Below are 11952 nucleotides of genomic sequence, written 5' to 3' on the forward strand. Positions count from 1 at the left end.
TGGCTTCAGACCTTCAGTTCGCGCCGCTCGGTTTCCGTTACCATGGCAAGATCCAGCACGCGCTGCAAGTTGGCTGCGTGGCGGAAGCTTGGGTCCTGGCTGCTGCCGGTCATGACGGCTTCGGCGAAACGCTGGTAGTTGGTCAGCACCGGCGGCACTTCGATGACCCTCCACGTCGCCGTTTCGGTGTCATCGCCGAGGCAACCCCGCAGCTCGGAGCCGTTCGGGCTGTGAGATACTTCCAGGCCGCCGCGTTCGCCGTAAATGCGCAGCTTCAGCTCGTTCAGGTGCCCCGTCGCCCAGCGGCTCGCATGCACCACGCCAAGCGCACCGTTGGCAAAGTCGACAGCCATCGAAAAGCTGTCGTTCGCATCGAGCGTATACTCGCCGATACGCTCGCCGGGCGCCTTGTTGAAGGTCTTCAGGCGGGCGAAGACGTGGTCGATATCCGTCGCGGCGCCATAGGCGGCGAAGTCGAGGATATGGATGCCGATATCGCCGAGAACGCCGTTCGAACCATGCCCGGTCGACAGGCGCCACAGCCACTTGGACTCGCTGCGCCAATCGCCCCACGCCTTGGAGACCAGCCAGCTCTGCAAATAGGAAGCCTCCACATGCTTGACCGTGCCGATCTCGCCCGAAATCACCATCTCGCGCGCCTTCTGCAGCTGCGCGACATTGCGATAGGTCAGGTTGACCATGTTGACGACCCCTGCCCTCTCGGCAGCTTCCGTCATCTCGAGTGCCTTTTCATAATTCTCCGCGAGCGGCTTCTCGCAGAGAACATGCTTGCCGGCGGCAAGCAGCGGCAACGTCGTCGGGTTGTGAGCCTTGTCCGGCGTGACGTTGGTCGCCGCATCGAACTCGCCCCAGGCCAGCGCCTCGTCAAGCGACGAAAAGCGCTCCTTGATATCGAACGTATCGCAAAAGGCGGTGAGCCTCGTCGCATCCGTATCGACGGCGCCGACGATTTCGACGCCAGGAATGCGGGCGAAATGCTCCACATGGTTCTTCGCCATGCCGCCCGTGCCAACTACTATGAGACGCATCTGATACCTCAGCGATAACCGGCTTCGCCGGCCTGGTGGAGTCTCGGGCCGCGTTCGACGATCGGCTCCAGTGCCTTTTCGACCGGCACGTTCGGCGCATCGTGGATGCTGGCCTGCGTACCGAGCGGGTTGTAGGCCCATTTCACCGAGTTGATGAGAACCTTGTGAACCGTATCGTTGTGATAGGTCGGATAGGTCTCATGGCCGGGGCGGAAATAGAAGATATTGCCGGCGCCACGGCGCCAGGTCATGCCCGAACGGAAGACTTCGCCGCCCTGGAACCAGGAGATGAACACGGTTTCCAGCGGCTCCGGAACGGAGAACTGCTCGCCGTACATTTCCTCGTTCTCAAGCTCGAAATGCTCGCCGAGACCGGCTGCGATCGGATGGCGCGGATTGATGACCCACAAACGTTCACGCTCGCCGGCCTCACGCCATTTCAGCGCGCAGGGCGTGCCCATCAGGCGCTTGAAGATCTTGGAGAAGTGGCCGGAATGCAGGACGATGAGCCCCATGCCTTCCCATACCCGCTTGGCCACGCGCTCGACGACCTCGTCCGCGACGCCGCCATGGTTCTTGTGGCCCCACCACAGCAGAACGTCGGTATCCTTCAGGCGAGCTTCGCTGAGGCCATGCTCCGGCTCCTGCAACGTTGCAGTGGTTGCCTGAATACCGGCATCCGTATTGAGCGCCTTTGCGATGGTGTTGTGCATGCCTTCCGGATAGATCTCGGCGACGATCTTGTTTGTCTGCTCATGAATGTTCTCGCCCCATACGACGGCACGAATAGTCATTACGGCACTCCTCTGATACCATTGAGATTGAATAGGTTATGCGATCCAAAGCGCTTTGGGAAAGCGCCATATTTCAAGCCTCCGTCAGCCTATTCGGGCAAGACATAATGCCTCCACAGCGATCTGACAAAGGCAAAAGCAACCATGAACTACACCTCTGTTTTCAGTGCGACACGGATTTTGAGAAAAGGTTTACGACGAGCACCCCGACAATGATCAGCGCGAGGCCGATGATGGCGGCGAGATCGAGTTTCTGGCGGAAAAGCACCACCCCCACTATCGAAATCAGCACGATGCCGAGCGCGCTCCAGATGGCATAGGCAATGCCCACCGGGATGACCCGCAACGTTACCGAAAGGCAATAGAAGGCGGCCGCGTAGCAGACCACCAGAACCACCGTCGGGCCGAGACGAGTGAACTGCTGCGACATCTGCAGGGCCGTCGTACCGACGACCTCCAGCACGATCGCGACAAGCAGCACTGCATAGACCGATGCGTTCGCCATTCCATTTTCTCCGATAATGTTAGAGCTGTGTCAGTTCGACCAGCCGGTCGATCAGCCTTTGACGAGAGCTTTGGTCCATGTCGTGGCTGCCGAGCAGGTCCGCAAGCCAGATCCCATCGGTCGCCAATCTGACGATTGCGGCATCCACCGATGAGTCCGTTCCGACATATTCCTCGCTGCGCTCGCGCACCCATTCGCGCCAGCGCTGCCGCAATTGCGGTTCGCTGAGCAGCACCATCGTCACCTGTGCCCAGTCCTTCGTGCCCTGCGGCTGATCCCGCAATGCCAGGCAGGCATGCAGGTAGCCGCGGGTAAAGCGGCCATGCGGCAGCGGATCGGCGCGCATCGCTTCCTCGATTGCAGCGTCGAGCCGTTCCAGAAGGCTGTCGAACAGCGCTTCCAGAAGCATGTTCTTGCTGGGGAAATGATGCAGCAAACCGCCCTTGCTGACGCCGGACGCGCCGGAAACGGCATCCAGCGTCACCGCTGTCATCCCCTTTTCGGAAGCAAGCCGCGCCGCGACCTCCAGCAATTGCTGGCGGACGAACAGAGGTTGCTTCTTCCTGTGGTGCGCAGTGGACATGGCGACATAACATACCAGTTGGACGGTTTCGTCAATGATCTAATCGGCGGCCTTTGAAGGCACAGTCGGGTATGGCTGGTCTTTCTGTTGTGTCCTCCTCAGTTTACGGAATGATACGCGGCATCGTTCGCATCGAAGATGCTCACTTTCTTTGCATCGACGGCAAAGGCGATCGGCGAACCGGTCGCAACGGTCGTCATGCCGGGATCGGTGCCGATGATCTTCGAGCCGTCCTTGAGCCTGACGTGAACGAGCGACCGGTCGCCGAGACGCTCCACGGTCTCGACATGGCCGCCAATATCGCCCTTCTCCGAGGTCGTGACGACCAGATGCTCCGGGCGGATGCCGAGCGTCAGCCCGGCGTTCGAAAGGCCGTCGAGCGCGACAGCCGTCCTGATGACCGAGCCGTCCGGCAAGGTCGCCGTCGCCAGGCCGCCGGCATCGCCGACGCCGGCTATGCTTATGAAGTTCATGCCCGGCGAGCCGACGAACTGGGCAACATAGCGCGTCGCGGGCCGCGTGTAGATCTCCACGGGTGAAGCCACCTGCTCGATCTTCTTGTTGTTGAGCAGCACGATACGGTCGGCAAGCGTCATCGCCTCCACCTGGTCGTGGGTGACGAACACCATCGTCGCGCCAAGCCGCTCGTGCAGCTGTGCCAGCTCGACGCGGGTGCGCGTGCGCAGGCCGGCATCGAGGTTGGAGAGCGGCTCGTCGAAAAGGAACACATCGGGCTCGCGCACGATGGCGCGGCCGATCGCGACACGCTGACGCTGACCGCCGGAGAGCGCCGAGGGCTTGCGATCGAGGAGATGCGGCATTTCGAGGATCTTGGCAGCCTCCTCGATGCGCCGGTCGATCTCGGCTTTCGGCGTCTTGATGTTGCGCAGGCCGAACGACATGTTGTCGCGCACGGTCATGTGCGGATAGAGCGCGTAGGATTGGAACACCATCGATACCCCGCGCTCGCCCGGCGGCAGCTGATCGACACGCCGCCCACCGATCCAGATCTCGCCGCTGGTGATCGACTCCAGGCCCGCGATCATCCGCAGCAACGTCGACTTGCCGCAACCGGAGCCGCCGAGGAAGACGACGAACTCCCCGCGCTCGATCGTCAGATCGATGTCGTTGAGAACCTGCACGGCACCGAAATGCTTGGTGAGGGACTTGATATTGATACCTGCCACTTTACTCCTCCTGCGGAAAATCGAACTTCGTCGGACCTGCCATTCATCGCACCCGTCCCGACCGTCGCCGGCGGAACGGGGCTTCCGCATTCGTCTATTTGACGGCACCGACGGCGACGCCGCGCGTCAGTGTCCGCTGGAAAATCAGAAAGAAGATCACCGTCGGCGTGATGCCGAGCAGCGAGGCCGCCGCAATCGCGGTCGGTTCCTGCGTATTGGCTCCCGACAAAACGCCCATGGCGACGGAGACCGTCTGGTTGTTGTTGGAGACCAGGAACACCAAGGGAATCAGAAACTCGTTCCAGGTCCAGATGAAGAAGAAGGTCGCCAGCACGGCCAGCGTCGGGCGCAGCACCGGCACGATCACCAGCCACAGGATCTGCCATCGCGTAGCGTTGTCGATCTGCGCCGCCTCGATGATCTCGCGCGGAAAGGTCGTCAGGACCGAGGACAGAAGGTAGGTGCCGAAGGCAGTGTGCAGAACGCCGATGATCAGGATCACCGATAACATCGAATCGAACAGGCCCACCTGCTTGGCCATATAGTACAGCGGATAAACAAGCGCTTCCTGCGGCGCCATGATGGCGATCAGCAGCACCACCAGCAACGCCTGCCCGCCGCGCACCCGGCCGATGCCGATGGCATAGGCATTGAGCAGGCTGAGAACGACGGCGAATATGGCCGTGCATCCGCTGATGAGAATGCTGTTGAAGAGCTTGCGTGGGAAATTCACCGTGTCCCAGAAGTTCTTGAGTGCCGTCAGGTCGAAGCTGTGCGGGAATGCAAGCGGGCCGTTGGCGGCATAGTCGGACGGCGTCTTGATGGCGTTGAAGGCTGCCAGGAAGAACGGAAAGAGCGTTCCCGCGAGGAAGACGAGCAGGACAGCCAGAACCACCCAGCGGCCAAAGCCCTTCCCCTGGCGACGATCCGTCGAAACGACCGAGGCGGAAATCGAAGATGTGGCGGCCATCTCAGTGCCCTCCCTCGGTCTGCTTCGATTGCATGCGCAGGAACACGATGCCGAGCACGATGGTCATGACCGTTTGCAGCGTCGCGATCGCGGCCGCATAGCCGACGCGGTTCGTGGTGAAGAAGTGATAATAAGACAGATAGGATGGAACCGTCGTCGCGTTGTCGGGCCCGCCCGATGTCAGGACGTAGATCGGCGCGAAGACCTTGAGTGCCGCAATCAGCGTCGTGAGAGCGACGACGAAGATCTCGGGCATGAGCATCGGGATCGTGATGGAGCGGAAACGCCCAAACCAGCTTGCATTGTCAAGCTCGGCGGCCTCGTACAGCGAAGGGTCGACGCGCGCCAAACCCGACATGAAGACGACCAGGCAGTAGCCGACCTGCACCCAGACGATCACGGCCGAGACCGCCCAGAGCGCGTAGTTGGCATCCCCCAGCCAGTTTTTGGCCAGGAAGTCGAGACCGATCGCCTTCAGCACGGCGTTGATGATGCCGATGGGGTTGAGGATCCATCCCCAGAGAACGCCGGCCGCGGTCAGCGGCAGGATCTGCGGCAGGTAGAAGCCGGCGCGAAAGAAGCTCGACCAGGTCTCGCTGAATTGCGCGCTGATATAGTCGAACAGCACCGCCGCAAGCACCAACCCCAGGAGGATGGGCACGATGGTCATCGAGATGATGAACAGCAGCGTGTGCTGGATGGAGCCCCAGAAGGCGGCATCCTGAAGCAGCCTCGCATAGTTTTCAAAACCGACATAACGGGGCGGAATGACGCCGCCCTTCCATGTCGTGAAGCTGATCGCGAAATTGGCAATCAGCGGAATGAGCACGACCACCACAAACCCCAGCATTCCGGGGATCATATAGAGATAGTACCCCGCCCTGCCGGCGCTCCTCGACTTATCCATCGAATTCCTCCAGTCCGATACGGCGAGGCGGCTTGAAGGCCGTCCCGCCGTTGTGATTGTCGCCGATGGGATTATTGGGCCGCCTGTACGTCGTCGTAAGCCTTCTTCAGGCGCACGACGAACTGATCAGGCGTCGTGGAGCCGTTGACCAGGCCGGTCGTTGCCTGGATCAGCAGCTCGTAGTAGCCGGGCACCGGCCAGTCCGGGTAGAAGCCGAGGCCACCCTTGCTGGAAATCTCGTTGAAGAGCTCTACGTTGCGCTTGCCGACTTCATCGGTGATGGCAGCAGGATCGGCACCAATGGCGACGCCGCCGAGGTTTGCCTGCAGGTTCTGGTTATCCTTGCTCAGCACCAGGTCGATGAACTCATAGGCGAGATCCTTGTTCTTGGCGCTCTTCGGCACCATGAACATGCTGCCGGTCGAGCCGACAGTGTACTTCGGCGTCGGGAAAAGGAACTGGCTCCACTTGAACGTCTTGATGGTGTTGGCAAAATTGCCGTTGTTCCAGGTGCCGCTGACGAACATCGGCGCCTTGCCCGAAGAGAAGACGGTGGCGGCATCCGTGCCCTTGAGGCCGGTCGAATCCTTCGAGATGTAACCCTTGCTCACCCAGTCGGCGATCTTCTGAGCGGCGAACAGGAAGGGCTTGGTGTCGAGCGGGGCCTTGAGGCCCTGATAGTTCTTCACCCAGGTGTCGTCGGCCTGCGTCAGCGCCAGCGTGTAAAGCAGATGCTGCGCGTTCGAATCGACCGTGCCATAGGCGAGCGGCGTGATGCCCTTCTGCTTGAAGTGGTCGAGAGCCGCCTCGAACTCGGCCAGCGTCGTCGGCACCTTCAGGCCGTCGGCCTGGAACATGTCGATGTTGTAGAAGACGGAGACGAACTCGCCGAGCGCCGGAATGCCGATGATCGGACCCGAGCCATAGACGCCGTTCTCGTCATATTTGCTGAGCTGCGTGTTGGTTTCGTTCAGGACCTTGTCCCAGCCGCGCGCCTTGAATTGGTCGTCGAGCGGTGTCAGGAGCCCCTGCGAGGCGACGAGGCCTGCCGTGGCGTTGCCCTTGTTGTACTCGAGCACGTCGGGCGCCTGGTCCGAATTGAGAATGAGACTGCCGGCCTTCTGCAATTGATCGAAGGTCTTTTGTTCGAAATTGACGGTGATATCGGGATGCTTGGTCTTGAATACGTCGAGTGCCTTCGTCCAGGCCACGGCCTGAGGCGTGTCGGGCAGTTCGTACCACCAGACGTTAAATGTCTTGCTCTGGGCTTGCGCCACACCGGCAGCCAACAGAAGCGACATGCCGGCAGTGATCGCCAGCTTCGAAAAAATACTCATATATTCTCCTCCACCTGCGAACCGTGACGGTATCTGACCGACGACATGGCCCGCGCTGCCATCGGCTTTTCTCTCGCTTGCACCAAGCGTCCGCCGGTCACAGGGACAAGGAGCGGACGCTCGGCAGTTCCTCCGTTTTGGTATCCGTCCTGCCCGAAGCGTCACGCGCCCCGGGCATTTGATTAACGCACAACTTGCCTCCTAAATCGATGCAGATTCGCAAACATGCGCGCTATTCGACAAATTCCCCGCCCCGGCTGCTCTTCAAATAGTTCAGGCCGTGAACCTGACCAGTCATCTCCAGCGCGTCGCGATAGACCGGGTCGTGCCAGCCCTCGATGTCGATGGAACCGGACCAGCCGGCAAGCCGCAGCTCGGAGATGATATCGGTCCAGTTGCTGTCGCCGAAGCCGGGCGTGCGCATGAAGACGAACTTCTCCTTGCCGAAAATGCCGTGCTCCTTGATGACATCCCAGCGGATCGTCGCATCCTTGCCGTGGACGTGGAAAATCTTCTTCGCCCATTTGCGGATCTGCGGCAGCGGCTCGATCAGATAGACCATCTGATGGCACGGCTCCCACTCCAGGCCGAGATTGTCGTCCGGCGTTTCGTTGAACATCAGCTCCCAGGCATCGGGATTGTGCGCGATGTTCCAGTCGCCGGTCGCCCAGTTGCCGTCCATGGCGCAATTTTCGAAAGCGATCCTGATGCCCTTGTCGGCGGCCCGCTTGGCAAGCTCGCTCCAGATCTGCTTGTAACGCGGCAGGCTGTCGGTGAGCGGCTTGTTGCGGATACGCCCGGTAAAGCCGGCGACGCAGGTGGCGCCGAAATGATGGGCGTTGTCGATGCAGTCCTTCCAGCCCTGCAGCGTCTGCAGGTCCAGCTCACGCTCTTCAAGCGGATTGCCGAACATGCCGAGGGTCGAAATCGTGATGTCGCGGTCGCCGATGGCGTCGCGGCAGCGCTTGCCGAGTTCCGCAAGGTTCTGGCCGTTGGTGGTCTGCCAGAAGAAGGGCTCGAAGCTTTCGAAGCCCAGATCGGCGATCTTGGCGATGCCCTTGGCGGCATCCTCGTTCGTCGCCCTGATCATCGTGCCGATGCGGATGGCCTTTGCCGGATTTGTCATGATGTCACTGTCCTTGTGCTGATATATCGACGCGCCGGCCCGTCTTGGCGCTCTCGATCGCGCCGAGAACCATGGCGAGGCTGCGAATATTGTCACCGCTCGCGGTCTCGGGCGGCTTGCCGGTCCTGATCGCCTCGATGAAGGAGGCGATGACGCTGGCATGGCCATGCGTCTCCTCCTCGTGCTTCGGTCCGGGAACCTCGATCGGGGTGAAGCCGTGCAGCAGACCCGGCTCATTGCCGGCAACCGCCGCTTCGAAATTCTCTTCGCCATCCCAGGTCAGCATGCCCTTGCTGCCGGTCAGCCGCCATTGGCTTTCCCAGCTCGTGCGCCGCCCTTCGGCACACCAGGAACCGCGATAGCTGAAGACGACGTCGTCGGAAAAGTCGAACAGCGCGTGAGCGGATGCGCCATGCTTGTACCAAGATCCGACCGGGTTCTTCTCGACGCAATAGACCGAGAGCGGCACCTTGCCGGACACGAAGCGGGCGGCGTCGAAGGTGTGGATCGCCATGTCGAGCAGCAGCACATTGTCCATTTCCTCGCGGAAGCCGCCGAAATGCGGACCGAGGAAGAAATCGCAATGGACGCCGGTGAGATCGCCGATCGCCCCCTCCTCCACGAAACGCCGCAAGCGGCGGACGCCCGAGATGAAGCGGCGGTTCTGGATGATGGCATGGACCTTGCCGGCGTGAGCGGCAAGATCGATCAGCGCGGCGCCCTCGGCAAGCGACGTCGCCATCGGCTTTTCGCTGAGCACATGGCAGCCGGCCTTCAGCGCCGTCGAAACCACGCCGAAGCGCGCGGCCGGAATGACGACGTCGAAGACCAGATCGGCCTTGGTGGCCGCGATGACGTCTGCAAGATCGGAGCCGATAACGACGCTTTCGAGAGAGAACTCTTTTGCGAGGTTTTCAGCGGTCGCTCTGTTGAGATCGACCAGACCCACGATCTGAATGGATTCGGCAAGCGCCGGTGTCGAGGCGATGGCCCTGAGCCAGCCCTTGGACATAGCTCCGCACCCGCACAAAATGGCATTAAATTTCACGATGTCCTCCAGCGGGCGGTGCGTAACCCCTCATGACACGCGCTCCGTAAACGTTTACGATACTATGCGAAAAGATTTTCCTGTGTCAATAGAGGAGGACTACGGAAAATGGTTCAGGGAGGAAAACCGCGGCCGATGAAGGGAATTCGTCAGCTTGCCGAACATCTCGATATCTCGATCGGCACAGTATCACGCGCGTTGAACGGCAAGCCTGATGTCAACGACGAGACCCGCAAGCGCGTTCTCGCCGCTGCCGAACAGCTGGGCTATGTGGCGAACCAGTCCGGGCGCAGTCTGCGGCAAGGCACGACGAATGTCATCGGTCTGATGATCCAATCCAGCAAGGAAACCGTTGAAAACAGCGACAATTTCTTCCTGACCGTAACGGGTGGACTGCAGAGCGTCTTTTCGCGCCACAAGCTCGATCTGATCATGCTGCCCTGCCCGCATGACGAGGACCCCTATGAATATCTGAAGCGCATGGTGGCAAGACGCATCGTCGATGCGCTCATCATTTCGGAGACACAGCGCATCGACAAGCGCTTCGATCTGCTTGCCAAGGCGAAGATTCCCTTCGCCGCGCTCGGCCGCAGCCTTTCAGGCACGCAGCACCCCTGGGCCGATCTCGATTTCGACGGCGTCGTCAATTGCGCGGTCGACAGGCTCGTGGCGCATGGGCATCGCCGCATCGCCATCAGCGCGCCCTCGAGCGACATCAATCTCGGCTTCGTCTTCGTGGAGGGCTATCGCCGCGCGCTGGAGCGGCACGGCATCCCCTACGACCCGGCCATGGTCATCCGCGCGAAATCGAGCGAACAGGGTGGCTATCAGGTCGCGGACGAGCTGCTTCGCCTCGACGACAGGCCGACGGCCGTGATCCTGATCTATGAGTTGATGGCCATCGGCCTCTATCGGCGCGTGATGGAATCCGGCATCATTCCCGGACGCGACATTGCCGTCGTAAGCTTTCGCGAGGCGCCACGCGCCAAATTCCTGCAGCCGGCGCTGACCTGCTTTCGCACATCGCTGCATGACCTCGGCGTGGAACTGGCTGAAGTCCTGCTCTCCAGCATGCCCGCCTACAGCCAGGAATACCCAAGGCAGACATGCCAGACGGTGTGGCCGCTCGAGCTCATCCCTGGAGAAAGCGACGCTTTCTACCTGAAGACGACGAAATAAGGCAGCGCCGAAACGCCGCACCGGCCGCTTCGGCGGTTGCGGCATCGCTCTTCAGTTGCCATGTAGGACATCGCAAACAGGGGCCGAGGCTTGAGCGAAAATACCATCACACTTTACGAAGCGATCGGCGGCGATCCGACGGTGCGGGCACTGACCTCACGTTTCTACGAACTGATGGACACGCTGCCGGAGGCAGCCAATTGCCGGGCCGTTCACCCGCCGAGCCTGGAAGGCTCGCAGGAGAAATTCTACGAATATCTGACCGGTTATCTGGGCGGGCCTCAGCTCTACATCGAAAAGCGCGGCCACCCACGCCTGCGCAGCCGGCATTTCGTCGCCGCCATCGGCCCCACGGAACGCGACGAATGGCTGCTATGCTTCCGCCGGGCCATGGACGAAACCATCGAGAACGAAAAACTAAGGGCAATCATCTGGGAGCCGGTCGAGCGTCTGGCTTTCCATATGCAGAACAGGGAATGACAAAGACATGAGCATTGGCACCGCAATCCGTCCGGCCACCCTGTTTGTTGCCGGCATTCTCGGCGGCGGTGGCGTCGCGCTTGCCGCAGCGGCCACCCATGGCGGCGATACGCATTTCCTCGGCGCGGCCTCCACCATGAGCCTCGCCCATGCTCCTGCGCTGCTGGCGCTTTATGCCGGCTATGACCGCATCCGCACCGCGCCGGCCGCCGCTATCCTGTTGGGATTGGGAACGCTGATCTTCGCCGGCGATCTCATCATCAGGCATTTCGGCGGCAGCTCGCTCTTTCCGATGGCGGCCCCGATGGGCGGAATGGGCATGATTGCCGGCTGGGTGGCGATAGCGCTCGGCGCCTTCTTCAGGACGGGAACGGCAAAGGCATAAAGCCAAGGATTATTGCGCTTCGCGAGCCGGCTTTCCCCGCTGAGCGGCTCAGCTTTTCACGGAATTGCCCTAAATGCCGGGAACCACGCTGAAGCCTTCGAATTGCGGCGGACCCCAGTAGAGGCGCTTGTTATCGCCCGCGTTGCGATGCGCCATGCGAAAATGCTCGGATTTCGTCCAGTTGATGAAATCCTCTTCGCTGTGCCAAACGGTGTGCGAGGAAAACAGGGTATAGCCCTCATCCATATTCGCCTTGCCGCGCAGGAGGCGAAACTCGAGAAAGCCGGGCACTTCGGACAGCCGGGAATCGCGTCCTCTCCAAACCTCTTCGAACTCGCCCTCCAAACCGATGACGACCTTGAAGCGGTTCATGGCAATATACATGGCAACCTCGTTCGACGA

14 protein-coding genes are annotated in these 11952 nt (G+C 60.9%); 3 read left to right on the forward strand and 11 right to left on the reverse strand.

The features are described 5' to 3' along the window. Nucleotides 1-5: 5 nt before the first annotated feature. The 10 genes from ACQZ6J_RS03795 to ACQZ6J_RS03840 form a co-directional block, all read right to left on the reverse strand. Entirely contained in the window at nucleotides 6-1049 is a 1044-nt protein-coding gene (locus ACQZ6J_RS03795) for a Gfo/Idh/MocA family protein (RefSeq protein ID WP_449082053.1), read from the reverse strand. A gap of 8 nt (nucleotides 1050-1057) precedes the next feature. Then, nucleotides 1058-1843: a ThuA domain-containing protein gene (locus ACQZ6J_RS03800; RefSeq protein WP_449082055.1), complete on the reverse strand. Its 786-nt coding sequence runs from the start codon at nucleotides 1841-1843 to the stop codon at nucleotides 1058-1060. Nucleotides 1844-2006: 163 nt separating this feature from the next. Then, nucleotides 2007-2348 (reverse strand): DMT family transporter, encoded by a 342-nt coding sequence (locus tag ACQZ6J_RS03805; RefSeq protein WP_163986386.1) that lies wholly within the window; start codon nucleotides 2346-2348, stop codon nucleotides 2007-2009. A gap of 19 nt (nucleotides 2349-2367) precedes the next feature. After that, the gene (locus tag ACQZ6J_RS03810) at nucleotides 2368-2931 is read right to left on the reverse strand and encodes a TetR/AcrR family transcriptional regulator (protein WP_449082058.1); all 564 of its coding nucleotides are present in this window, start codon (nucleotides 2929-2931) and stop codon (nucleotides 2368-2370) included. 98 nt (nucleotides 2932-3029) lie between these two features. Beyond that, nucleotides 3030-4118 carry a sn-glycerol-3-phosphate ABC transporter ATP-binding protein UgpC gene (locus ACQZ6J_RS03815; RefSeq protein ID WP_163986388.1) on the reverse strand — a complete coding sequence of 363 codons (1089 nt, stop codon included), beginning with the start codon at nucleotides 4116-4118 and terminating at the stop codon, nucleotides 3030-3032. Nucleotides 4119-4212: 94 nt separating this feature from the next. Continuing rightward, nucleotides 4213-5088 carry a carbohydrate ABC transporter permease gene (locus ACQZ6J_RS03820; RefSeq protein WP_163986389.1) on the reverse strand — a complete coding sequence of 292 codons (876 nt, stop codon included), beginning with the start codon at nucleotides 5086-5088 and terminating at the stop codon, nucleotides 4213-4215. Nucleotide 5089: 1 nt separating this feature from the next. Continuing rightward, entirely contained in the window at nucleotides 5090-5995 is a 906-nt protein-coding gene (locus tag ACQZ6J_RS03825; RefSeq protein WP_163986390.1) for a carbohydrate ABC transporter permease, read from the reverse strand. Between the two features lie 71 nt (nucleotides 5996-6066). Continuing rightward, nucleotides 6067-7332 (reverse strand): ABC transporter substrate-binding protein, encoded by a 1266-nt coding sequence (locus ACQZ6J_RS03830; protein ID WP_163986391.1) that lies wholly within the window; start codon nucleotides 7330-7332, stop codon nucleotides 6067-6069. 232 nt (nucleotides 7333-7564) lie between these two features. Beyond that, nucleotides 7565-8458, reverse strand: coding sequence for a sugar phosphate isomerase/epimerase family protein (locus tag ACQZ6J_RS03835; protein WP_449082062.1), 894 nt, complete (start codon nucleotides 8456-8458; stop codon nucleotides 7565-7567). Between the two features lie 4 nt (nucleotides 8459-8462). Then, on the reverse strand, nucleotides 8463-9506 hold the full coding sequence (locus tag ACQZ6J_RS03840) for a Gfo/Idh/MocA family protein (protein ID WP_449082064.1): 1044 nt from the start codon (nucleotides 9504-9506) through the stop codon (nucleotides 8463-8465). A 135-nt stretch (nucleotides 9507-9641) separates the two neighbouring features. Here ACQZ6J_RS03840 and ACQZ6J_RS03845 point away from each other — a divergent pair, with 135 nt between their 5' ends. From ACQZ6J_RS03845 to ACQZ6J_RS03855, 3 genes are all read left to right on the forward strand, one after another. Next, nucleotides 9642-10685 (forward strand): substrate-binding domain-containing protein, encoded by a 1044-nt coding sequence (locus tag ACQZ6J_RS03845; protein ID WP_449082066.1) that lies wholly within the window; start codon nucleotides 9642-9644, stop codon nucleotides 10683-10685. Between the two features lie 90 nt (nucleotides 10686-10775). Beyond that, a complete protein-coding gene (locus ACQZ6J_RS03850; protein ID WP_449082068.1) occupies nucleotides 10776-11165 on the forward strand; it encodes a group II truncated hemoglobin in 390 nt (129 codons plus the stop codon). A 7-nt stretch (nucleotides 11166-11172) separates the two neighbouring features. Next, on the forward strand, nucleotides 11173-11550 hold the full coding sequence (locus ACQZ6J_RS03855; protein WP_449082070.1) for a DUF423 domain-containing protein: 378 nt from the start codon (nucleotides 11173-11175) through the stop codon (nucleotides 11548-11550). Nucleotides 11551-11619: 69 nt separating this feature from the next. On the opposite strand, the gene ACQZ6J_RS03860 is transcribed toward ACQZ6J_RS03855, so the two are convergent. Then, nucleotides 11620-11934, reverse strand: coding sequence for an antibiotic biosynthesis monooxygenase family protein (locus ACQZ6J_RS03860; protein ID WP_163986397.1), 315 nt, complete (start codon nucleotides 11932-11934; stop codon nucleotides 11620-11622). Between the last annotated feature and the right edge of the window lie 18 nt (nucleotides 11935-11952).

The sequence above is a fragment of the Rhizobium sp. A37_96 genome, assembly GCF_053521765.1.

Coding starts and splice junctions, on each gene's coding strand:
- ACQZ6J_RS03845 (WP_449082066.1), top strand. CDS start 9,642: ATGAAGGGAATTCGTCAGCTTGCCGAACATCTCGATATCTCGATCGGC.
- ACQZ6J_RS03800 (WP_449082055.1), bottom strand. CDS start 1,843: ATGACTATTCGTGCCGTCGTATGGGGCGAGAACATTCATGAGCAGACA.
- ACQZ6J_RS03805 (WP_163986386.1), bottom strand. CDS start 2,348: ATGGCGAACGCATCGGTCTATGCAGTGCTGCTTGTCGCGATCGTGCTG.
- ACQZ6J_RS03810 (WP_449082058.1), bottom strand. CDS start 2,931: ATGTCCACTGCGCACCACAGGAAGAAGCAACCTCTGTTCGTCCGCCAG.
- ACQZ6J_RS03820 (WP_163986389.1), bottom strand. CDS start 5,088: ATGGCCGCCACATCTTCGATTTCCGCCTCGGTCGTTTCGACGGATCGT.
- ACQZ6J_RS03860 (WP_163986397.1), bottom strand. CDS start 11,934: ATGTATATTGCCATGAACCGCTTCAAGGTCGTCATCGGTTTGGAGGGC.
- ACQZ6J_RS03855 (WP_449082070.1), top strand. CDS start 11,173: ATGAGCATTGGCACCGCAATCCGTCCGGCCACCCTGTTTGTTGCCGGC.
- ACQZ6J_RS03835 (WP_449082062.1), bottom strand. CDS start 8,458: ATGACAAATCCGGCAAAGGCCATCCGCATCGGCACGATGATCAGGGCG.
- ACQZ6J_RS03830 (WP_163986391.1), bottom strand. CDS start 7,332: ATGAGTATTTTTTCGAAGCTGGCGATCACTGCCGGCATGTCGCTTCTG.
- ACQZ6J_RS03795 (WP_449082053.1), bottom strand. CDS start 1,049: ATGCGTCTCATAGTAGTTGGCACGGGCGGCATGGCGAAGAACCATGTG.
- ACQZ6J_RS03825 (WP_163986390.1), bottom strand. CDS start 5,995: ATGGATAAGTCGAGGAGCGCCGGCAGGGCGGGGTACTATCTCTATATG.